Source organism: Chryseobacterium jejuense (assembly GCF_900100075.1).
Taxonomy (GTDB): Bacteria; Bacteroidota; Bacteroidia; order Flavobacteriales; family Weeksellaceae; genus Chryseobacterium; species Chryseobacterium jejuense.
Genome location: NZ_FNEG01000001.1, coordinates 275,715 through 296,961 on the forward strand (window position 1 = coordinate 275,715; position 21,247 = coordinate 296,961).

General features: G+C 35.5%; 19 protein-coding genes and 1 riboswitch. Of the genes, 7 read left to right on the plus strand and 12 right to left on the minus strand.

What is annotated here, in order from left to right; genetic code table 11:
• Positions 1–3: 3 nt before the first annotated feature.
• The 3 genes from BLS98_RS01270 to tsaE form a co-directional block, all read right to left on the minus strand.
• Positions 4–375, minus strand: a complete 372-nt coding sequence (locus tag BLS98_RS01270; RefSeq protein ID WP_089732811.1) for a hypothetical protein — start codon at positions 373–375, stop codon at positions 4–6.
• Positions 376–1,566: an alanine dehydrogenase gene (locus BLS98_RS01275; RefSeq protein ID WP_089732813.1), complete on the minus strand. Its 1,191-nt coding sequence runs from the start codon at positions 1,564–1,566 to the stop codon at positions 376–378.
• 67 nt (positions 1,567–1,633) lie between these two features.
• The gene (gene tsaE, locus BLS98_RS01280; protein ID WP_089732815.1) at positions 1,634–2,035 is read right to left on the minus strand and encodes a tRNA (adenosine(37)-N6)-threonylcarbamoyltransferase complex ATPase subunit type 1 TsaE; all 402 of its coding nucleotides are present in this window, start codon (positions 2,033–2,035) and stop codon (positions 1,634–1,636) included.
• A gap of 158 nt (positions 2,036–2,193) precedes the next feature.
• Between tsaE and BLS98_RS01285 the strand changes: the two genes are divergently transcribed.
• The 3 genes from BLS98_RS01285 (at position 2,194) to clpP (ending at position 5,916) form a co-directional block, all read left to right on the plus strand.
• Entirely contained in the window at positions 2,194–2,934 is a 741-nt protein-coding gene (locus tag BLS98_RS01285) for a T9SS type A sorting domain-containing protein (RefSeq protein WP_089732818.1), read from the plus strand.
• Between the two features lie 198 nt (positions 2,935–3,132).
• Positions 3,133–5,121 (plus strand): DNA primase, encoded by a 1,989-nt coding sequence (gene dnaG, locus BLS98_RS01290; RefSeq protein ID WP_089732820.1) that lies wholly within the window; start codon positions 3,133–3,135, stop codon positions 5,119–5,121.
• Between the two features lie 111 nt (positions 5,122–5,232).
• Positions 5,233–5,916, plus strand: a complete 684-nt coding sequence (gene clpP, locus BLS98_RS01295) for an ATP-dependent Clp endopeptidase proteolytic subunit ClpP (protein ID WP_089732822.1) — start codon at positions 5,233–5,235, stop codon at positions 5,914–5,916.
• 190 nt (positions 5,917–6,106) lie between these two features.
• Here the strand turns inward: clpP and BLS98_RS01300 are convergent, their stop codons facing one another.
• Entirely contained in the window at positions 6,107–7,222 is a 1,116-nt protein-coding gene (locus tag BLS98_RS01300; protein ID WP_089732826.1) for a T9SS type A sorting domain-containing protein, read from the minus strand.
• A 66-nt stretch (positions 7,223–7,288) separates the two neighbouring features.
• Positions 7,289–7,478, minus strand: a riboswitch (cobalamin riboswitch).
• 258 nt (positions 7,479–7,736) lie between these two features.
• Here BLS98_RS01300 and BLS98_RS01305 point away from each other — a divergent pair.
• A complete protein-coding gene (locus BLS98_RS01305) occupies positions 7,737–9,005 on the plus strand; it encodes an esterase-like activity of phytase family protein (protein WP_089732829.1) in 1,269 nt (422 codons plus the stop codon).
• Between the two features lie 110 nt (positions 9,006–9,115).
• Here the strand turns inward: BLS98_RS01305 and BLS98_RS01310 are convergent, their stop codons facing one another.
• The 8 genes from BLS98_RS01310 to BLS98_RS01345 all read right to left on the minus strand — a co-directional run bounded on the left by BLS98_RS01310 (position 9,116) and on the right by BLS98_RS01345 (position 17,026).
• The gene (locus BLS98_RS01310; protein WP_089732831.1) at positions 9,116–9,931 is read right to left on the minus strand and encodes an aspartyl protease family protein; all 816 of its coding nucleotides are present in this window, start codon (positions 9,929–9,931) and stop codon (positions 9,116–9,118) included.
• A gap of 117 nt (positions 9,932–10,048) precedes the next feature.
• The gene (locus BLS98_RS01315; protein WP_089732833.1) at positions 10,049–11,203 is read right to left on the minus strand and encodes a helix-turn-helix domain-containing protein; all 1,155 of its coding nucleotides are present in this window, start codon (positions 11,201–11,203) and stop codon (positions 10,049–10,051) included.
• 124 nt (positions 11,204–11,327) lie between these two features.
• Positions 11,328–12,086, minus strand: a complete 759-nt coding sequence (gene tpiA, locus BLS98_RS01320) for a triose-phosphate isomerase (RefSeq protein WP_089732836.1) — start codon at positions 12,084–12,086, stop codon at positions 11,328–11,330.
• 77 nt (positions 12,087–12,163) lie between these two features.
• On the minus strand, positions 12,164–14,290 hold the full coding sequence (locus tag BLS98_RS01325; RefSeq protein ID WP_089732838.1) for a S9 family peptidase: 2,127 nt from the start codon (positions 14,288–14,290) through the stop codon (positions 12,164–12,166).
• Positions 14,291–14,312: 22 nt separating this feature from the next.
• A complete protein-coding gene (locus tag BLS98_RS01330; protein ID WP_089732841.1) occupies positions 14,313–14,660 on the minus strand; it encodes a hypothetical protein in 348 nt (115 codons plus the stop codon).
• A gap of 2 nt (positions 14,661–14,662) precedes the next feature.
• Positions 14,663–15,343: a DUF6058 family natural product biosynthesis protein gene (locus BLS98_RS01335; RefSeq protein WP_089732843.1), complete on the minus strand. Its 681-nt coding sequence runs from the start codon at positions 15,341–15,343 to the stop codon at positions 14,663–14,665.
• Between the two features lie 5 nt (positions 15,344–15,348).
• Positions 15,349–16,458: a BT_3928 family protein gene (locus BLS98_RS01340; RefSeq protein WP_089732845.1), complete on the minus strand. Its 1,110-nt coding sequence runs from the start codon at positions 16,456–16,458 to the stop codon at positions 15,349–15,351.
• Position 16,459: 1 nt separating this feature from the next.
• Entirely contained in the window at positions 16,460–17,026 is a 567-nt protein-coding gene (locus BLS98_RS01345) for a DUF1599 domain-containing protein (protein ID WP_045494642.1), read from the minus strand.
• Between the two features lie 261 nt (positions 17,027–17,287).
• Between BLS98_RS01345 and folP the strand changes: the two genes are divergently transcribed.
• The 3 genes from folP to ilvD all read left to right on the plus strand — a co-directional run bounded on the left by folP (position 17,288) and on the right by ilvD (position 21,246).
• Positions 17,288–18,154, plus strand: a complete 867-nt coding sequence (gene folP / locus BLS98_RS01350) for a dihydropteroate synthase (protein WP_089732847.1) — start codon at positions 17,288–17,290, stop codon at positions 18,152–18,154.
• A 364-nt stretch (positions 18,155–18,518) separates the two neighbouring features.
• Complete coding sequence (ilvE, locus tag BLS98_RS01355) at positions 18,519–19,391, plus strand: branched-chain-amino-acid transaminase (protein WP_089732849.1); 873 nt, start codon at positions 18,519–18,521, stop codon at positions 19,389–19,391.
• Positions 19,392–19,569: 178 nt separating this feature from the next.
• A complete protein-coding gene (gene ilvD / locus BLS98_RS01360) occupies positions 19,570–21,246 on the plus strand; it encodes a dihydroxy-acid dehydratase (protein ID WP_181575124.1) in 1,677 nt (558 codons plus the stop codon).
• Position 21,247 lies beyond the last annotated feature (1 nt).

Consider the following 21,247-nt stretch of genomic DNA (forward strand, 5'->3'; position numbering starts at 1 on the left):
AAACTACTTAAGCTTCTTAAGAGTATTTACCATTAGAGTTTCTTCACACTTTTCAAAAGTGATCTCGTAAGACGGATTTTTTTCAGGATAGGTGATAAGATATTCCGGGCATGGTTTCTTTTGAGCATGGCTTTTGTCAAAATCTACTTTTCCGTTGGTAATGATGCTGTCTTTTACAAACTTTTCATCAATCTTGTAAGTGCTCATCGCTGTTTTAACCTCTTCAGAATACTTGAATTCTTTAGAAAGAGATTCGGCGATTACACGGCTGTTAGGTAAATAACCGCTGCAGCTTGCGCCTTTTTTGTTTAATATAAAAAATACGAGAAGTAGCCCCGGAACGAAGCCTATTGCATAAAATTTAAGTTTTTTCATTTAGAAAATTAAAAGATTGATATCGTGGTACGTAAGTCCGAAACGGTCACAGATGATCTTTTTGGTATGTCTTCCCTTGTACATATATAAGCTCTGCTTCATTTCATTTTTGCGGATCAGCATGTTTTCAAAGCCGCCCTCTTCATCATAATTTAGAATATAAGAAAGGAAGAAATTAGAGATAGCCTTTGTAGTGGTTCTCGGCATTCTTGATGTAAGATTCGGAAGTCCGCAGTGAATCACCCCATGTTTAATGATATAAGGATCATCCATAGTAGTAAGTTCAGACGTTTCAATAACCTTACCGTTGTCTATCGTAATATCGATGATAACACTGCCTTTTTTCATTTTCATGACCATATCTTCAGTCACAATGGGTGTCATATTTAATCTTGGAAGTGCTCCGATCACTACATCAGCACGTCTTAAACTTTTGCTGAGTTCTTTAGGATCGATAATTGAAGTCGGTACACGGCTGTCTACCATTGTGTGAAGTCTTCTTAACTTGGATAATGAGTTATCGAAAACCTTTACACTTGCTCCTAAGCCAATAGCTGCCTTTGTAGCAAATTCACCTACAATTCCTGCCCCTAGGATAACTACTTCAGTAGGTCTTACTCCAGTAATTCCCCCAAGCATTAAACCATTGGACAGCGCTAATAATTCTGAAGCATATAAAATAGAAACGGTTCCTGCAATTTCACCGATTAGTCTTACCAATGCAAGTTGTTTGTATTCATCTACGATAAATTCAAAGGCAATGGCATTTATTTTTTTCTCTGCAAGCTTAAGGAAATACTCCTTGTCTCTTAGGTTGATCTGAAGGGCTGAAACCATATAGGTATTCGGTTTCATAAAATCAATTTCATCCAGAGTAGGAGGGTTGATTTTCAGAATCAAATCTTGTCCGAAGGCTTCCTTCGGATCATTGGTGATTTTTGCCCCAGATTCGGAATACTGTAAATCTGTAAAAAATGAACCTTCTCCGGCTCCTGATTCTATGATAATCTCATGGCCGTGCTCTACCAATACCTGTACAGCGTCCGGAGTAATGCAGGTTCTCCTTTCATTAAGACAGGTTTCCTTAGGAATTCCAATGCTGAACTGTTTTCCTTTCTTTATAACCTCCAATTTTTCCTCTTTCGGCATCAATTCTTCTTCTGTGAAAGGAGTAAAAATATTTGTACTCATCCTTAAATTAAATTATGTCTTACAGATTGTTTTTTATACTCAATTAATAAGCAAAGATACATAATATTTACTCGAATGAAACTTCTCTGTTTTCACCTGTATTCACAATACTCATTGTGTGATAGTTGAGCCCGTAGAGCTCTTCTTCATATACTTCCGGCCACTCAATGATGCATAGAAAAGAGTTGTCAAGGTATTCTTCAATCCCAATATCATATACTTCTTCAATGTTTTTTAAGCGGTAAAGATCAAAATGGAATACTTTTCCTTTTGAAGTCGTGTATTCATTGACAATGGAATAGGTAGGAGAGTTTACTTCATCTTCACTTCCCAGGTTTTTAAGCAAAAATTGAGTGAAAGTAGTTTTTCCTGCACCCAGATTTCCCTTTAATAAAAGGATATTATATTTTAGTTTAGGAATGACTTCATCCACAATTTGCTGCCATTCCTGTAAAGATTGTATTTTCATTTGCCAAATTTAAATCTAAATTATGTTTTTTATAATAATTTAGATTGATAATAATAAAGTATAAGTGGGGGTTTCGCGTTGTTTTGTTTACTTTGTGTGGTTTTTTTTGTGTTTTTGATGATAGATTCTTATATTTGATTGAATACTAAACATTTATTATGAAAAACATTTACTTAGCTTTATTTATTTCTTTTTTTGGAATAACAGGTGCACAAGTGGGGACAACCTGTGCCAACCCTATTGTAATTAACACCTTGCCATATACGACAACGGATGATACAGCCAATTATGCAGATAACTATGATCCTGATCCTGATAACAGTCCTGCATGTAGTGGTTCAGCGGATGGTTTCGGGAATGATTACCACGGAGGGAATGATGTGATTTATTCTTACACGGCAACATTTACGGGAACTATAAAAATAGAAATTCCGAGTGGAACGGGCTGGACTGGCTTATTCGTTTATAATGATTGTGCTGATATTGGTGTAAATTATGCGGCATGTGAAGGAAGTGTTTCAGATGGTGACGATTTAACGGTCAATAATTTTGCAATAACTACAGGTCACACTTATTATATCTTGATTTCTTCATGGCCTGATCCGCAGACGGTTCCTTATACACTCAATGTAACATCTCTGTCTCTTTCTGTAAATGATGTTGAGCTGAAGAAGAAACAAACAGGGGTTTATCCAAATCCTGCAGGTAAAGATTTATATTTTAAATCAGAAAAAGAGATCATTTCTGCGACAGTCTATACAATGGAAGGAAAGAAAGTAGAAATCTCAAAAGTAAGTAATAATTCTATTTCTATAGATCATCTTAGTATAGGAAGCTATATAGTAGAGTTTACAGATAAATCTGGAAGCATTTCTACAAAAATATTTATTAAGAAGTAAAACTAATTTTTATTTTTAATCTTTAAAAATCTCCACTAAGGAGATTTTTTTATGAATAATATTATTGAAAATAAATTACAAACCATTACTTAATTGCTGTGTTTATTCATCTTATTTCGCATTTTTTGACTCTGTTTATTCTAAATTATCTCACTTAAAATATTCCTACATCTATATAAAAATACTTAATTTTACAGCATGATTTCTAAGCAGACAATAGACAAAATTTTCTCAACGATACGGGTAGAAGAGATAGTAGGAGAGTACGTTCAGTTGAAAAGAGCAGGGTCTAACTTTAAAGGACTCAGTCCTTTTCATGAAGAAAAATCTCCTAGTTTTGTGGTGTCACCAAGTAAGCAGATCTGGAAAGATTTCTCTACCGGAAAAGGAGGAACAGCGATCTCTTTTCTGATGGAAATTGAAAACTTTACTTATCCTGAGGCACTTCGTCATGCCGCTAAGAAATACGGAATTGAAATTGAAGAAGATCTGCGTGAAATTTCTGAGGAAGCCAAACATGCCCAAACAGAAAAAGATCTATTATATAAAATTCATGAAGTTGCCAATACTTATTTTCAGGAAATCCTTTGGGATAACAAAGAGGGACGAAGTATAGGATTGTCCTATTTTAAAGAAAGAGAGCTTAAAGATGATATTATTAACAAGTTCCAGCTTGGATATTCTCCTGAGCAAAAGAATGCATTTACAGCATATGCTCTAGAAAAAGGCTATACTAAAGAGATTCTTGAAAAATCCGGACTTTCTATTTTCCCGGAAAATACTCCGGCAGGAGTTGACAGATTCCGTGAAAGGGTAATTTTTCCAATTCATAGTTTCTCGGGTAGAGTGCTCGGTTTTGGAGCAAGGATTCTTAAAAGTAATGTCAAAACAGCGAAGTATCTTAACTCGCCGGAAACGGAGATCTACCATAAATCCAATGTTCTTTATGGATTAAACCAAAGTAAGCAGGCTATTTCAAGAAAAAACGGCTGTCTTTTGGTAGAAGGATATATGGATGTGATTTCTCTTCACATGTCCGGAATTGAAAACGTGGTAGCAAGTTCAGGAACTTCTCTTACCACAGAGCAAATCAAACTGATTAAGAGACTTACGGAAAACGTAACGATTCTTTTCGATGGTGATAATGCTGGTATTAAAGCCAGTTTCCGAAGTATTGATATGCTGCTGACGGAAGGAATGAATATTCGTGTTTTGCTTTTCCCGGATGGCGATGACCCGGATTCCTTTGCCAGAAAACATCCGCAGGAATATGTAGAAAAGTACATCGAAAATGAAGCGATGGACTTCATAGACTTTAAAGCGGAAATTCTGTTGAGAGATGTAGGAAATGATCCCATCAAAAAAGCAGAGGCCATTCGTGATATTGTAAAGTCGGTTTCCTTTGTACAGAATGCGTTGAAAAGGGAAGTGTATCTGAAGGAAGTTTCCAATAAATTCGGACTTTCTGAGCAGAGTCTTTTCAATGAGCTGGATGTTCAGAAACAGATTACTCAGAATCAGACTCATCATGTTCAGCAACAGCAGCAAAAAGAAAAAGCGGCTCCAAAGTTAGAGATTGTACCTCCGGATAAAGAAAAAGAAGATCCTTTCCTGTTTGAAGTATTGTTTATGGAGAACAAGCTTATTGAACACATGTTAGCGTTTGGAGATATTGTCCTGAAAAGGAAGAATGAAAATAATGAAGAATATCAGATCACAGTTATTGAGGAAATTCTTCATCATTTTGAAGAAGAACAGTATACCTTTTTAGTCAAAGGAAATGAAATCATTATCCATCAGGTAAAAGACGGGATTCAAAAAGATGAATTGAGAAGTGGAAACTTTTTTGTATCTTTTATGGACGAAGAAATTACTACAAAGGTTGTGGATGCACTGATTCCTTTGGATGATCTTGAAAACTGGGCTTCCAGAAATATTTATCCGCCTAATTACGGTGATAAAGTTGCCGATCAGATTACAGGTGATGTTTTGCTGCATAAATACAGATATATTGATTATCTGATTACGGAAACCGCTAAGGAACTTGATGAATACAGCAGCACAGATGAAGTAAAATACTATGAGCTGATAAAGAAAATTACTTTGTTAAAACAGGCTTCTATCAGACTAAGTAATATCATTGAATATTCCCCGATTAAAGGAATTTATATTGATAGAAAGAGATAGTTTAAAGACAAAAAGATTCCGGATTCTGTGACAAAAAGTCCTATAAAATTTTAGGAATAAATATTGTAATTTAAACGTTGAAAATATTGTAAAATAATACATAATATAAATATGGACATTAAAAAGGAATTCAGAGATTTCTCTGTAAAACATTTAGGAAACAACGGTTTGGCTACCGATCAGTATATGGGAATGTATGGCCCAACGAATTTAACTCCGTACATCATGGAGGAAAGAAGATTAAACGTTGCTCAAATGGACGTTTTTTCCCGTCTGATGATGGACAGAATTATCTTCCTTGGAACAGGAATTGACGATCAGGTAGCGAATATTGTTACAGCTCAGCTTTTATTCTTAGAAAGTGCAGATCCGTCTAAAGATATTCAGATCTATATCAACTCTCCTGGTGGTAGTGTATATGCAGGATTAGGTATCTATGACACAATGCAGATTATTAAACCGGATGTAGCTACAATCTGTACTGGTATGGCTGCTTCAATGGGAGCTGTATTATTGGTTGCAGGAGAAAAAGGAAAGCGTTCTGCGCTTAAACACTCGAGAGTAATGATTCACCAGCCTTCTGGAGGTGCTCAGGGAGTAGCTTCTGATATGGAGATCAACTTAAGAGAGATGTTGAAATTAAAGCAGGAGCTTTATGACATTATCGCTCACCATTCAGGACAAACGTATGAGTGGGTAGAGAAATCTTCTGACAGAGATTACTGGATGACTTCTGAAGAAGCGAAAAGCTTCGGAATGGTAGATGAGGTTCTTCAAAGAGCAGAAAAAAAATAATTGATTTTGTATAATCATACTGAAAAACGCATCCGATTTGGATGCGTTTTTTGTTGGATACAAATGCCCGAATTATCTGTAAATGCATACGTTGCTAAATAAATATAACGAACAAAATCTCAATTGAAGACGTGATATTCCCCTCCGGAGGGGTGTCAAAAATTCTTTGAATTTTTGACGGGGTGGCTTATTACTTCTTCACGACCTTATGAACAGTAGCCCCATTCTTAGTCTTAATCTCTACCCAATATATACCAGCATTTAAAGATTTAACATTGATCTTTGTTGTCTGAGAAGTCATTACTTTTTGTCCTAAAGATGAGTAAATATTGACTTCTTTGATATTCTCAGGAGTGTCAATCTGAATAAAATCACTCGTTGGATTAGGAAAAATATGGAATGATGCTTTTTTATTTACCGAGGCAACAGACAATGTAGTATTACTTGCTTCAGTAGGAGTGAAAGGACTTCTGTCTCCAAAGCTTAATCCCAGCCATGTGTTGTTACTCAATTGGATTTGGCTCAAATCAGCCTTTTTTTGCCAACTTGAAAGATCTTTTCCTGTATATAACTTCCAGCTTTCTGTTCCGGAGTTGTTTCCAGAGAACGTATTTAAAGACAAATTGGAAATCTGATTATTACTGGAAGTAAAATTGAAATAGGAAGCTTGAGATTGGATAAGCTGTAGAGCTTGTTCTGCTGTTATACTGCCATTATATTTAATTCCAAAAACAAAAGAGTTGGCATTGTTATTAGAATTATGGGTTCCAAAATCTACAACAACAAGACTTTTATTATTTCCTGTTCCCATCCAATTGGTAATTTGAGATGAGGTGTACCATTCAGAACTGTAGGCTGGTACCGGAGTTGATGGTGGAGTATCACTGAAATCAAGACCATAAGTAATACCAAACCATAGCCCGTCTGTTAAAGCCGTATACCCTACACCATTATTTTGGTTGGACAAATTTTCGGCATTTGACCCGGTCCAGGTAATCCAGTAATCATCTGTACTTGGAGTATGGTGATTGTATTTGAAACTGTACAGAAATCCTGAAGGAATGTCAGCCTCTATTTTAGGTTCTGCAGCCATAATCGCATTGATCATGTCTTCCACCATTAAATTATCACCATCAAAACGATAACCCCAAGCATAAGATCTTGGCGTATTGTTGTCATTAAAATCGGCAATGAAATAAGCCTTTTTAGAACCGGTTCCTACCCAAAACTTAATGTCGTTTTCTGTGAATTGGGCAAAGAATAACTGCGTACAAAGCAGTAAGAAAAAAAAATAGATTTTTCTCATGATATAATTAAATTAAAGTTTTATTCCCGAAACTTATGTATTGACAGGCTTATCTCTAATCCTGAAATTTAAAGGGTGTTTAAGGCAGGTCTCCTGGCTCGCATCCTATAGCCAACCTTCCCGGATGTTGATCCAGTGGTGTATCATAGCTATAGGTAAAACAGCTTACAGTTGCGGGTACAGCTCAAGATTTGAATGATATTCTCACTTGATTCCCTATTGTGAACAGTGTTCAACCTTAAAAACGGTGCAAATATATCATATAATTTTTTGATGCCTATTTTGTGAATTATATGGCAGATTATAGCATTTGTTGAGGGTAAATTGAGTTTTGTGATCATTGATTTTGTTGATTGATAATGAATTGGAGGTTTAGTTTTTATTTTCAGAGTGAAACAAGGGATTTTATTGTTTATATTGAATTCATCTCAAGGTTCTATTGTTAAAATACAATTATCATTGCATTCAAGATTAGTTTATAATCAATTTATACTTTCGCGCCATAAAAGTTAATATGAAAAAGTTATTATTATCTGCTTTGGTGATGTCTGTAGTATGGTCATGCAGCAAAGACGATGACAACAATACAAATAATCAGGATATTAATTACTCTAAACTTCCTCAGGAGTTTCCTTTTACAACACTGGCAACAGTGAACGGAGTGGATGTAATTAATGGTGGATTCGGTTCTGGTGCTGCGGCTCACCCAACAAGAAAAGGAGAGTTTTATGTCATTACAGACCGTGGTCCAAATACCGATTATAAGAGCGGAAAGAAGTTTTTAGCCCCTAATTTTACACCTACTATTATGCATTTTAAAATTAATGCAGAAGGAAAAGTAGAGGTTATTAAATATATTAAACTTAAAAATCCATCCGGACAGCCTATTACAGGACTTCCAAATCCTGCTGGAATGGGAAGTACAGGTGAAGTGGCTTATGATGCAGCAGGAAATGAACTGGGTACGGATAAATATGGTTTAGACAGTGAAAGTGTTGTGGCAGCACCAGATGGTACATTCTGGGTTTCCGATGAATACGGACCCCATATTGTTCATTACAATGCCGATGGAGTAGAGATGGAAAGAATAAGTCCGATGGGTGTAAATACAGGAACTAGAAAATTACCTGCTGTTTTAGCGAAAAGAAGAGCGAACAGAGGAATGGAAGGACTTTGTATGAGTCCAGATGGAAAAACATTGGTAGGAACAATGCAGTCAATGATGTTTGTTCCATCAAAAGCACTGGCAACCAATGCAACTTTAACGAGAATTGTAACTTTTGATATTAATACAGGGCAAACGAAACAATATCTGTATAAACAAGATGGTGGAGCTTCTGATTCAGTTTGTGACATTACAGCATTAGGGAATAATGAATTCCTTGTGATTGAAAGAGATGGTAATTTCGGGACGCAGGGTGGAATTAAAAAAGTGTACAGAATTAACCTAAGCGATGCAACAGACGTAAATGGAACCGACCTTGCAGCCGTAGATGGAATGAAAGTAAACGGAAAAGCTTTGGAACAGTGTACCTGGGATGAGCTTACCACCGCAGGAATTAAACCTGTTTCTAAAAAATTAGCCGTAGACTTGGTTGCAAAATTAGGCTATGAACATGATAAGTTTGAAGGAATTGTTTATTTGGGAAATAATAAACTGGCTGTATTTAATGATGATGACTTTGGAGTAGTAGATGACGGAGCCGGAAACCCTAAAGCTAAAATCCTTCCTAAAACAGGGAAGGTTGACAAAGGAACTATGTATATAGTCGATATTCAATAATTAGATTTTTTTAACGGAAAACGGCGGAATTTATTCCGCCGTTTTTTATTATCATGGGTCTGAGTAGGAAAATAAAAGATTTTTAAAAGAATGAATATTACTTTTGCCTACTATTTTATCCAAACTTTACTGTTTTTAAAATCAATTGTAAAAATATAGTTGCACAAAGTTTCAAAATTGAGTACACCATCATAAATAATATCTCGCGTAAATGATTTTGAGATCAATACTTTTTCCCCGATAACAAATTGAGTTTCAGAGTTCATATTATCTTTATCTTTTGAGAGTTTCCACGTTGCAGCAGTCTCTGTAGATAACAGCAAAGGTCCACTGTTTCCAGAATCAAAAAGAAACCAGTACGATTGATTGTCTTTTGGAATATTCAAAAAGATATTTAGCTCAGTAGCGTCTAATCCGTTGGCAAATCTACTGGTAACAAGACTTTTTCCACGTATTGCTTTTTGAGATGACGATTTACTCTCTACAATAATGGTATTTTTAGAAAGGTTGAGCGTTAGAATATGGTCCGCAAAAGATTTCAGAGAAATAACACCATCTAGTTTTGGAAATTCTTTCGGCAAAATAGACATGATATTAAAAACAGCAACTGCTGGATGGAATATTTTTGTGGAACCTATAGTCATTGAAATACGATCTGATCTTTGAGCTTTAATCATCTCTCCACTCATTCTAAATCCGGTTGCCTTTCCGTAGATTTTTTTATTAAAATGCGTTGCTATTTCAGGAGAAATAATAGTTTCTGCTCCACCGGTGTCAAATAGGAAATTATATTTTTTTCCTTCAATAACCACCTCTATGGTTTTCATGTTTTCAATATAAGGTTTCAGCCTTATGGTGTCTTGTCCAAATCCCAATAGGCTTGCTCCTAAGGATAATAAACTGAAAAGCATTTTCTTTGTTTTCATAATTCTTTTTTGTTTTTATAAGTGAGACAAAATAGTCTCTGTTTTATAGCAGACAAATTTGAATTATTATCTTCCGAAAAGCGACCGATTTTAAAAAGTCGAACCAAATAAAAGAAGTTAATTGGTTTTGTAAAAGGTATTCCTGTATTCTGTAGGGGTTAAAGCAGTATGTTTTTTAAAAGCAGTATTAAATGATGATTTTGAATTGAATCCCACCTGGTATAAAATTTCTAAGACTGTACAATCTTTTTTAGAATGATTGGTTAATAATTCCATTGCATTTTCGATACGGTATTTATTTACAAAATCAAAAAAATGCTGATTCATATTAGAATTTATTAAAATGGATAATTCCCGACTGGGCATATTCATTTGTGCTGCGAGGTTTTGTACCGTAAGAGCTGGATCTAAATACGGTTTTTCTTCTGTCATATATTTCTTCAGCAGCTCGAGTTGGATAGTAATATTTTCATCTGGATTTTGTTGGTTTTCTGATTTAGTTTTTGGCAGCGTTTCATTATTAAAATCATGTATTAATTGTAACTGCGTATCAACTCCTCTGAAAAATTCAGGATATTTTAATGCTTTTAAAACAAACCAGCTAGTAACAATTAATGCAATAATTTCCAAAAAACTGTTAATAAAAATCAGCAGCTGGTGATTGTCGGTATATCTCAATATATTTTTAAAGGTTGCAAAATAATGAACAACCATAAAAAGCAAGGTCATTTGAAACAACCATTTATAAACTAAGTTGGTAGAATAAGATTGATTTTCCAGATAAATATTTCTTGCTTTTTTCAAAACCATAAGAATGACAATAGTGTACATCAAATATTGGATTTCTATCAAATATTGGAAGACGATCATTTCACTAGTCTCATGATGATGTTGTAGGAGATATTTTTTTTCAATACCCTCTGTATAATATATTCTTGAAACCAATATGAGGGTAATGATGACAAAAGGGATGATATGAAACAAATGCTTTCTTTTTAATCGAAAGTCTTCATAGCAAAGTGATAAGACATACAGATAGAATAGAGGAATATTGAATAAAATGAGAGTCCATCTGAAAATCTCTAAATTGGGGTAAGTACTAATGATGGGTTCTGAAATAAAAATTCCACTTGCATCAACAGCTGTGAAAAAAAGGTATCCTGCAAAAAGCTGATTGGAAAGCTTTTTATTGGATTTTAAGGTCAATAAAAATAAAATAAGAAGGAACAGTATAAAAACAGATATGGTGGCGATCGTTTTTAAAAAATCCATTTAAGTAATTTTAAGAGACATATTTTGGAAAATAAAACCTTCGGAATCTACTATACTAATAAGATCAGAGGCTGTGAAAAAGGGCATCAAAGATGCCCCTTTATTGATAATTTTTTTTTTTATTTTAATTGAAACCCTCAATAATCTTAGAGAAATCCTCTAATTTCAAAGCAGCACCTCCAATCAGACCACCGTCAATATCCGGCTGAGAGAAAATTTCTTTCGCATTATCCGGCTTCACAGAACCTCCGTAAAGGATAGAAACCTCATCAGCTACTTCCTGACCGTATTTAGCAGCAATAATGCTTCTGATGTGTGCGTGAATTTCCTGAGCCTGCTCAGGGGTTGCTGTTTCTCCTGTTCCAATAGCCCAAACCGGTTCGTAAGCGATTACTACTTTTTTGATCTCTTCAGCAGAAAGCGTGAAAAGAGCTACTTCGGTTTGGTTTTTAACGACTTCAAAGTGCTGTCCTGCTTTTCTCTGCTCAAGAGTTTCTCCGTTGCAATAGACAGGAATAAGACCTTTGTCAAGAGCCAATTTGATTTTTCTGTTACAGTGAGAATCTGTTTCACCATGGTATTGTCTTCTTTCAGAGTGCCCTATTAATGAACCTGTTGCATCGATAGATTCTAACATGTCAGCGGAGATTTCTCCTGTGTAGGCACCGCTTTCGTGTTCGCTCATATCCTGAGAGAATACTCCGATTTCATCCTTTTCAAAGATGTCTTTTGCCATCATTAAGTATAAAGATGGTGGAGCGATCCAAACCTCACAGTTGGTTGCATTATTGTTTTTATAGCTTAGTAACTGAATCATCAATTGTTGTGCATCAATTACATTTTTGTTCATTTTCCAGTTGCCTGCAACTATTTTTCTTCTCATAAGATTTATATTGATTTATTTTACTTTTTAATTAATCTCGTTTTACATCTGCGTTATCTGCAAAATCTGCGAGAGCTTTATTTATTAATTCCTTCTAATTTAAACATGAAAGCATACACTAACGCAATATCCTTCAGATAATCAAATCTTCCGGAAGCCCCGCCATGACCATAGGCCATATCTGTTTTTAATAATAAAACATTTTTATCAGTTTTCATATCTCTCAATTTGGCTACCCATTTTGCAGGTTCAAAATACTGTACCTGAGAATCGTGAAGACCTGTTGTTACCAATAAATTCGGATAGTTTTTCTTTTCGATATTTTCGTATGGAGAGTAAGATTTCATGTAGAAATAAGCCTCTTTGTTGTTAGGGTTACCCCATTCGTCATATTCGTTGGTTGTCAAAGGGATACTTGTATCAAGCATGGTATTCACAACATCTACGAAAGGGACCTGTGAAATAACACCATTCCAAAGACTAGGGCTCATATTGGCCACAGCTCCCATTAATAGCCCTCCGGCACTTCCTCCCTGAGCATATAAATGTTTTGGAGAGGTATATTTTTCTTTCACCAGGTATTCTCCGGAATCAATGAAATCGGTAAATGTGTTTTTCTTTTTCATCATTTTCCCATCTTCATACCATTGTCTCCCCATTTCCTGACCTCCGCGGATGTGTGCAATCGCATACGCAAAACCTCTGTCTAAAAGACTCAATCTATTGCTGTTGAAAGTAGCATCCATAGAACTTCCGTAGGAACCATAAGCATACAGTAATAAAGGATTTTTTCCATCTTTTTTGAACCCTTTTCTATAAACAATGGAAATCGGAATCTTAGTTCCATCTTTTGCAGTGGCAAAAAGCCTTTCAGTAGTATAATTTTCTTTATTATAGCCCCCTAAAACTTCCTGTTGCTTCAGAAGTGTTCTTTTTCCAGTCTTAAGATCCTGTTCGTATTGGGAGCCTGGTGTAATCATAGAGGTATAACCAAAACGGAAATTATCTGTATTATATTCAGGGTTTCCAGATGGATAAACGGTATAAGTGGCTTCATCAAATTTAAGAAACTCTTTTTTGCCTGTTTTTCTGTCATAGATTACCAACTGGGAAAGCCCATTTTGTCTCTCGCTGAAAACAAGGTAATTCTTAAACTCGGAGATTCCTTCCATTAGAACTTCTTTTCTGTGTGGAATAAAATCTTTCCAGTTTTCAATGCCTGTTTGGGTTAAAGGAGTTTCTACAACCTTAAAATTAAGAGCATCTTTATTGGTGGTGATTAAAAATTTATCATCCAGTGGAGTAACATCATACAGAACATCTTTAATTCTGGGCTGAAAAACTTTAAAAGCTCCGTTGGGATCACTGGCATCAAGATATCTGGTTTCAGAAGAGGTTGTTGCCTGCGAGGAGATCATAATGAATTTCTGATTCTTGGATTTTCCTACACCAATATAATTGGTTTTATCCTTTTCTTCATATACCATGACATCCTTTGAAGCATCTGTTCCTAAAGTATGTCTGAAAATTTTCTCCGTTAAAAGAGTTTCAGGGTTTTTGGAAGTATAAAAGATCGTTTTATTATCATTCGCCCATACAGCAGATCCTGTGGTATTTTTAATACCCAAGTCTATGGTTTTTCCTGTTGAAAGATCTTTTAGGAATAATTTATATTGTCTTCGTGAAACATCATCCACCCCATAAATCATTTTTGCATTATCCGGACTGATACTGAAACCGGAAGCAGCATAGTAAGGATGACCTTCCGCCAGTTTGTCTATATCCAAAAGAATCTCTTCCGGAGCAGTAATGCTGCCTTTTTTTCTACAGTATTTAAAATATTGTTTTCCCGCTTCTGTACGGGTGTAATAATAATATCCGTTTTTGAAAACCGGGACAGACTCATCTTTTTCTTTGATTCTGGCCTTCATTTCCTGGAAAAGTTTCTCTCTGAAAGGTTCAGTATCTTTCATCATGCCTTCCCAATAGGTGTTTTCAGCCTTCAAATACTCAACAACTTTGGTAGAATCTTTTCCTTTTTTAAAATAATCGATCATCCAATAGTAAGGATCATTGACCTTATCACCATGGATTTCTCTGATGTGTTCCTGCTTTTCTGCAACAGGAGCTTTCAGATCCGGAAATTTCTGAGATTGAAATGTGGATGCACTCATTACTAATAATCCTAGATAAATTTTTTTCATGGTTTTTTGCTTTTGAAGAAGGTTATAATCCCCATAAGTTTTTCAGTAGCACATAGAAGGTATGCTCTTCTTCAGTTACCTTATTGTCTGCTTTAATCAGAGACTTGGCAAACTGAGCAAACTTTACACGTTCATCTTCTGTAGAATCATCAAGGAAACATCTACCATGAAATTCAAAGTGATCTTTCCATTCTTCGGGCTGTAAAAGAGCTAATGTATCAAGTTCATTATCAAGGTTCATTCTGAAGGGAAACTCATCTGCCAGATATTGCTGTACCAGCATTCCTTCCTCAGGAGCAAATTCTCCGTCTACAGAAGAAAGGATCATTAATAAGTGGTAACCGGCGATAGATTTATTTGATTTTTGCATAGTTAATATTTCTTTACTAAATGTTCTAAATTGTTTTTTTCTAAAATGCAGTCGAGGTATTTCCCTCTGCTGCTTGCTTTTCTTTGATAAGGAGCAAATCTCTCTGCTACTTCATTGAATTCTTCATTCAATTTCGTAAGTTCTTTTATTTCACTTGCAGCAAGTGTTTTTTGAGAAAATATTTCATTGAATTGTATTAATTTTTTTACAGCAATTTCTTTTTTTATAATGTCTTCTTCGGTAGAATGGAGTGTACAGATTCCATAAATTCCGTTACAATAAGCAGTCCACTCACTTTCAAAGATTTCATTAAGCTTTTCCTGATTAGAAAAATCATTTTTGAAAATATCATTATAAGCAAAGCTTTTATCAGAATGAGCCATTAAGTTTTGAAGAAATTTTTCTTTAAATTCAGCTTTATACTTTTGAGGATCATTCAGATTTTTATTTTTTTGAATCAGTGAAATACAGCTTTTGCTGAAATATTTTTCAGTGATTTCACTTTGAAACTCATCGTTAAGAGGTGATGTAATTTTTATATTTCGGGAAATAATATAAGAAGCTTCCGGAACTAAATGATTTTGGATAAGTACAACCAATTCATCTTTAGTGATCCCTGTTATATTACATAAATGATCTTCTGTAATATAATTTTCATTAATGTAATTGAAATTATCTTCCATACTCTTTATTTAATATAGTCTTTTGCGGGTTGTTTATCTACAATTTTCCCGTTTTGAAGGATCAGTACAAAAGGATTACTTCTTGCAATGGTTTTAATGGCAGTACCGTCCATCATTGCATTTTTAATGGTTTTAAAAGTGTTCTGATCTGTTGAAACCCCATAGATAAGCGCTCCTTTCTGAGCATTTACTTTAGCTTCCACCTTTTGAAGAAGATCAGCAGAAACTTCTTTTGGATGATAAGAAAATACTAAAATAGCTTTTGGAGCTTTGATGATTTCATCCGTAAGTTCCATTCCTGTAGGATCTTCAATCTTGAATTTTACGATTTCAGATTTATATCCTTCTTTCACAAGTACAGATTCATTTTTTCCTTCTTCAATTTTCCAAGGAGAACCTTCTGCCCAGTATTTTGTTTCCTTGATGTAATCGTCCTGATTTACCTTTAGAACCTCATTGGTTTTTTGATTTTTCAAGGAATAAAAAGTCTTGTATTCAGATGGGTTTTTATTGATTTTTTCTTTTTCTCCTTTAATGTCTGTTCCGATTTTATAATCACGGAAATCTATGATGGGTTCATGCATAATTCCCTGAGCCATAATATAGATCATTACTAAAGAAAATGCCGCGAAAATATAATATTTGAACTTACCTGTTGGTTGTTTTCTAGTGTCACCGTACTCATCCGTTTTACGGAAGTCTTTTTTGTATAGTACAAACAGAATGATAAGGCCTACAAGAAGAGCCACATCTTTAAAGAAACTCTGCCAAGGCGTAAATTTAATAGCATCTCCGAAGCATCCACAATCCGTTACCACATTGAAATAGGCAGAATAGAAGGTAAGGAAGCCAAAGAACACACAAAGTGCAATTAAAGCTGATAAGGTAAATTTAAGCTTCATTTTCAGCAGCAGCATAAATCCTAAGAAAAGCTCCAGTACAACAACAATAATTGAAAACAGCAGGGCAAATTTTTCAAAAAACGGTATATTGAAGACTGCAGGTGAAAAATATTCCTCCATTTTAAAGGAGAATCCTACTAAATCCACAGCTTTTACAAAGCCTGAAAGGATAAAAATGACAGCAATAATAAAGCGTAATAAACCTTTGATCATGTTAAATAGTTTTGGGTTCGAATTGGTTTTTTTGTTCTGAGAATTTAATCAGGCAGAAAACAGCATAATTCAGCATATCGAAATAATTGGCGTCAAGGCCTTCAGATACGATGGTTTTTCCTTGGTTGTCTTCAATCTGCTTGGTTCTTAATACTTTCTGATAAATCAAATCTGTAATAGAAGAGATTCTCATATCTCTCCATGCTTCCCCATAATCATGGTTTTTTCTTTCCATTAAAGCCTGAGCTTCGTGGGAATATTTGTCATACAGACTTAAAATTTCTTCCTTATTTTCATTAAAGTCATTGGAAAGTCCTTTTTCAAGCTGAATAAGGCCAATGATAGAGTAGTTGACAATTGCGATAAATTCATCCTCCTCACTTTCATCCACCATTTTTACATCAGTCATTTGCAGCGTACGGATTCTATTAACTTTAATATAAATCTGATCCGTGATGGAACTTGGTCTTAAAACCCTCCACGCAGGTCCGTAATCCTGTAACTTTTTACTGAAAAGATCACGACACTGACTGATAATTTTCTCGAACTGTACTGATGTTTTTGACATATAATTTCTTAATCTTCCAAATATACGAATTCGGTTTTGTTTATGAAATGAGTTTGATTTGAATCATGTTTGTATGTTGTTGTACAGTGGAGGAGTATTAGGGGTGGAGAGTTTTAGAGTTCTAGTGTACTTGAGAATATAATACCTTGTAGAAACCATCTATTATTTTTCTTGTTTTCTTACTTTTATTCCCTTTACAAATTGCTAATTTTGCAGGATATAAAATCATTCATCACTTATCATTCATCATTTATAAATCTTATGCTCTCAAACCCTCAAACTCTCAAGCCATCAAACTATCAAACGTACTCCATCAATTGCAATGGCAGACTGGTACAGCTGGATACTCCAAAGATCATGGGAATCCTCAATCTTACCCCGGATTCTTTTTCAGATGGCGGAAAATTTAATGATGAGAAACCGGCATTGGAGCATGCTGAAAAACTACTGAAAGAAGGTGCCGGAATTCTTGATATCGGCCCACAATCTACCCGTCCAAATGCTGAATTTTTGACCAGTGAAGAGGAGATCAAAAGAATTGGAAATGTGATTTCTAAAATCAAAAAAGAATTTCCGGAAGCATTGATTTCTTTGGATACTTTTTATGCTGAAACCGTAAGATTTGGATTCAATGAAGGAATAGACATGATTAATGATATTTCCGGAGGACAATATGATGAAAAAATGTTTGATACAGCAGCAGAAACTCAACTTCCTTATATTTTGATGCACGTCAATTCATCCTATGAAACCATGCATGATAAAATTAAGTTTGAAGATATAACATTAGAGGTCAACAGATACTTTTCTGAAAAGACTAATGAGTTACTGCAAAAAGGAGTAAAAGATATCATTTTAGACCCCGGTTTTGGCTTTGGAAAAACGGTAGAAGATCAGATGAAAATGATTAATGAGGTTGAATATCTAGGATTTGAAAAATTTCCTTTGCTGATTGGTATTTCAAGAAAATCATTTATCTATAAACCCCTTGGAAAATCTCCGCTTGATATCAATGAGGAAACACAGAAATTACACATGAAAGTGCTGGAGCAAGGAGCGAAAATTTTAAGAGTTCACGATGTGGCGGAAGCCCAAGAAACTGTTCATCAATTTTTACGAAAAAAATAAAAAGTTTTAAAAAAGCTTGTGAGTTTTTAAAAAGTTTATACATTTGCAATATGAATTTTATGAATCAGAAAAATATTATTGTCATTTCTATTGCAGCTGTTGTCATTTACAACAGTCAGGAAACGGCATTTTAAAATAGATTTTTATTTAAATTATATATAGCCGTTTCATTTTGAAGCGGCTTTTTTTATTTTAATTTTTTAGAGTACAATTATGTATCAGTTATTCGCAGTAATTATTATCGTCATTATTATTCCCTTACGCTTGTGAGACGGAACATGTATGACTGTACATATATTGAGCCCTCTCACAGCGTGAGAGGGCTTTTTTTATTCCCATTTCTTAAATTTTAACCCATTATAACATGTATTACAACGACGACACGGTCATCTATTTTGATGGAAATTTCATGAAAGCCAAAGACACAGGAACCAATCTTTATGGGCAATCCCTTCATTACGGATATTCGGTTTTTGAAGGAATCAAATCTTACAGCACGGCCCATGGAACAAGGATTTTTAAAGCAAAAGAACACTATGAAAGGCTGAAGAGATCCGCAGAACTTATGCACATTCCTTTCGATTATTCAGCAGATCAGCTTACAGAACTTACTTATGAACTATTGGAACTGAACGGCTTTACAGATGCTTATATCCGTCCTCTGGTAACCTGTTCTCCCAATATGTCCCTTTCAAAAGGCAAAGAATCTTACCTGTCCCTTTTGGCTTGGGAGTGGAGCAACGGTTATCTCGCAGATAAAATGAAGATTATGACCTCTGGTTTTCAGCGTCCTAATCCGAAAGCCTTCAAAGTAGAAGCCAAAGTAGGCGGACATTACGTGAACTCTATTCTGGCTTGTCAGGATGCAAAAGATAAAGGATATGATGAAGCTTTGGTTCTGGATGAAAATGGAAATGTTGCAGAAAGCTCAGGAGCCAATGTTTTTTATGAAAAAGACGGAACATTATTTACTCCAGCAAAAGGAAGCATCCTTCCCGGTATCACAAGGCAGACTGTTTTTGAAATATGTGACGAGCTGAATATTCCCGTTAAAGAAACCTTCTTTAAACCTGAAGAAATGAGAGGTGCCGATGCCGCTTTTTTCTGTGGTACAGCTGCTGAAATCGTTGCTTTGGATTCTTTGGATGATGTTCCTTTCACCAAACAATGGAAAGACACCGCAAGTGAAAAGGTACAGCAGGCGTATTCAAAATTAGTGAGAGTTCTGTCATTGTAAATTTTTAAAATATAAATCATTGATTATTAAGTAGTTGAAATTAATTCTTGAACGATTGGATATTGTAATTTCAGAAAAACTGAGCATTGGAAAAATATTACAAGCTGTAGTTTTAACCCGAAATTAAATAAAAGAAAATCATCTAAAGAGACTGGAAGAACAGCAAATGCAGGAAAATATGTTAAATAAATATTCAAAAACATTCACACAAAACAGTGAACAGCCGGCCGCAAAAGCAATGTTATACGGGATTGGCTTTACAGAAGAAGATATGCATAAAGCGCAGATCGGGATTGCAAGCATGGGGTACGATGGAAATACCTGTAACATGCACCTTAACGATCTGGCCAAAGTGGTCAAAAAAGGAACATGGGATCACGGACTGGCAGGGTTGATCTTTAATACCATTGGGGTAAGTGATGGTATGAGCAACGGAACTGATGGGATGCGTTATTCACTGGTAAGCCGGGATGTAATTGCAGACAGTATTGAAGCCATTTGTGGAGCTCAGTACTATGACGGACTCATTGCTTTACCCGGATGTGACAAAAATATGCCAGGAACAATCATCGCGATGGGAAGACTAAACAGACCTTCACTCATGGTATACGGTGGAACCATTGCTCCCGGATGTTACAAAGGAGAAACTTTGAATATTGTCTCTGCATTTGAGGCTTTGGGTAAGAAGATCGCTGGTGAAATCTCAGAAGAGGATTTTGATGGAGTAGTCAAGAATTCCTGTCCCGGAGCAGGTGCTTGTGGCGGAATGTATACTGCGAATACGATGGCTTCTGCAATAGAAGCATTAGGAATGAGTCTTCCCTATTCATCTTCCAATCCTGCATTAAGTCAAGAAAAACAAAACGAATGTCTGGAAGCAGGAAAATACCTGAAGATTCTTCTTGAAAAAGATATCAAACCTTCAGATATCATGACACGAAAGGCTTTTGAAAATGCACTTCGCCTGATCGTTGTGTTAGGTGGAAGTACCAATGCAGTTCTTCATTTCATAGCAATGGCCAAAAGCATTGGAGTATCTGTTACACAGGATGATTTTCAAAAAATGAGTGATTGTACCCCTGTATTAGCAGACCTTAAACCAAGCGGAAAATACCTGATGCAGGATTTACATGAACACGGTGGAACACCTGCAGTGATGAAGTATCTGATGGAAGAAGGGTTGTTACACGGAGATTGTTTAACCGTTACGGGAAAAACATTAGCCGAAAATTTAGAAGATGTTCCAACGCTGGATTTTAATACCCAGAAGATTATAAAGCCATTGTCGAATCCGGTAAAACCTACAGGACATTTGAGAATTCTGTACGGAAATCTTGCTGAAAAAGGAAGTGTCGCCAAAATTACCGGTAAAGAAGGAGAGCGGTTTGTAGGGAAAGCCCGTGTATTTGATGGTGAGAAGAACCTCATTAAAGGGATTGAAGACGGAACAGTACAACATGGAGATGTAATTGTAATCCGTAATGAAGGACCAAAAGGAGCTCCCGGAATGCCGGAAATGCTAAAACCTACAAGTGCTTTGATTGGTGTTGGGCTAGGAAGTAGCGTGGCTTTGATTACAGATGGAAGATTCAGTGGGGGAACTCATGGTTTTGTAGTAGGGCACATCACTCCTGAAGCTCATGAAGGCGGACTGATCGCTTTTGTGGAAGATAATGACCTTATAGAAATTGATGCTGTAAACAATACCATACAGCTAAAAGTTTCAGAAGAAGAGATTGAAAAAAGAAAGCGAGGCTGGCAAAAACCTGCTCTAAAAGTGAAAAAAGGATTGCTTTATAAATATGCATTAACCGTATCATCTGCCGCTGAAGGCTGTGTAACGGATGAAATTTAAA

Bases quoted from the DNA above. Each gene is read 5' to 3' on its own strand.
- dnaG (WP_089732820.1), top strand. From the start codon at position 3,133: ATGATTTCTAAGCAGACAATAGACAAAATTTTCTCAACGATACGGGTA.
- folP (WP_089732847.1), top strand. From the start codon at position 17,288: ATGCTCTCAAACCCTCAAACTCTCAAGCCATCAAACTATCAAACGTAC.
- BLS98_RS01315 (WP_089732833.1), bottom strand. From the start codon at position 11,203: ATGGATTTTTTAAAAACGATCGCCACCATATCTGTTTTTATACTGTTC.
- BLS98_RS01325 (WP_089732838.1), bottom strand. From the start codon at position 14,290: ATGAAAAAAATTTATCTAGGATTATTAGTAATGAGTGCATCCACATTT.
- ilvD (WP_181575124.1), top strand. From the start codon at position 19,570: ATGTTAAATAAATATTCAAAAACATTCACACAAAACAGTGAACAGCCG.
- ilvE (WP_089732849.1), top strand. From the start codon at position 18,519: ATGTATTACAACGACGACACGGTCATCTATTTTGATGGAAATTTCATG.
- BLS98_RS01345 (WP_045494642.1), bottom strand. From the start codon at position 17,026: ATGTCAAAAACATCAGTACAGTTCGAGAAAATTATCAGTCAGTGTCGT.
- clpP (WP_089732822.1), top strand. From the start codon at position 5,233: ATGGACATTAAAAAGGAATTCAGAGATTTCTCTGTAAAACATTTAGGA.
- BLS98_RS01305 (WP_089732829.1), top strand. From the start codon at position 7,737: ATGAAAAAGTTATTATTATCTGCTTTGGTGATGTCTGTAGTATGGTCA.
- BLS98_RS01310 (WP_089732831.1), bottom strand. From the start codon at position 9,931: ATGAAAACAAAGAAAATGCTTTTCAGTTTATTATCCTTAGGAGCAAGC.
- BLS98_RS01335 (WP_089732843.1), bottom strand. From the start codon at position 15,343: ATGGAAGATAATTTCAATTACATTAATGAAAATTATATTACAGAAGAT.
- BLS98_RS01270 (WP_089732811.1), bottom strand. From the start codon at position 375: ATGAAAAAACTTAAATTTTATGCAATAGGCTTCGTTCCGGGGCTACTT.
- BLS98_RS01330 (WP_089732841.1), bottom strand. From the start codon at position 14,660: ATGCAAAAATCAAATAAATCTATCGCCGGTTACCACTTATTAATGATC.
- tpiA (WP_089732836.1), bottom strand. From the start codon at position 12,086: ATGAGAAGAAAAATAGTTGCAGGCAACTGGAAAATGAACAAAAATGTA.
- tsaE (WP_089732815.1), bottom strand. From the start codon at position 2,035: ATGAAAATACAATCTTTACAGGAATGGCAGCAAATTGTGGATGAAGTC.
- BLS98_RS01340 (WP_089732845.1), bottom strand. From the start codon at position 16,458: ATGATCAAAGGTTTATTACGCTTTATTATTGCTGTCATTTTTATCCTT.
- BLS98_RS01285 (WP_089732818.1), top strand. From the start codon at position 2,194: ATGAAAAACATTTACTTAGCTTTATTTATTTCTTTTTTTGGAATAACA.
- BLS98_RS01275 (WP_089732813.1), bottom strand. From the start codon at position 1,566: ATGAGTACAAATATTTTTACTCCTTTCACAGAAGAAGAATTGATGCCG.
- BLS98_RS01300 (WP_089732826.1), bottom strand. From the start codon at position 7,222: ATGAGAAAAATCTATTTTTTTTTCTTACTGCTTTGTACGCAGTTATTC.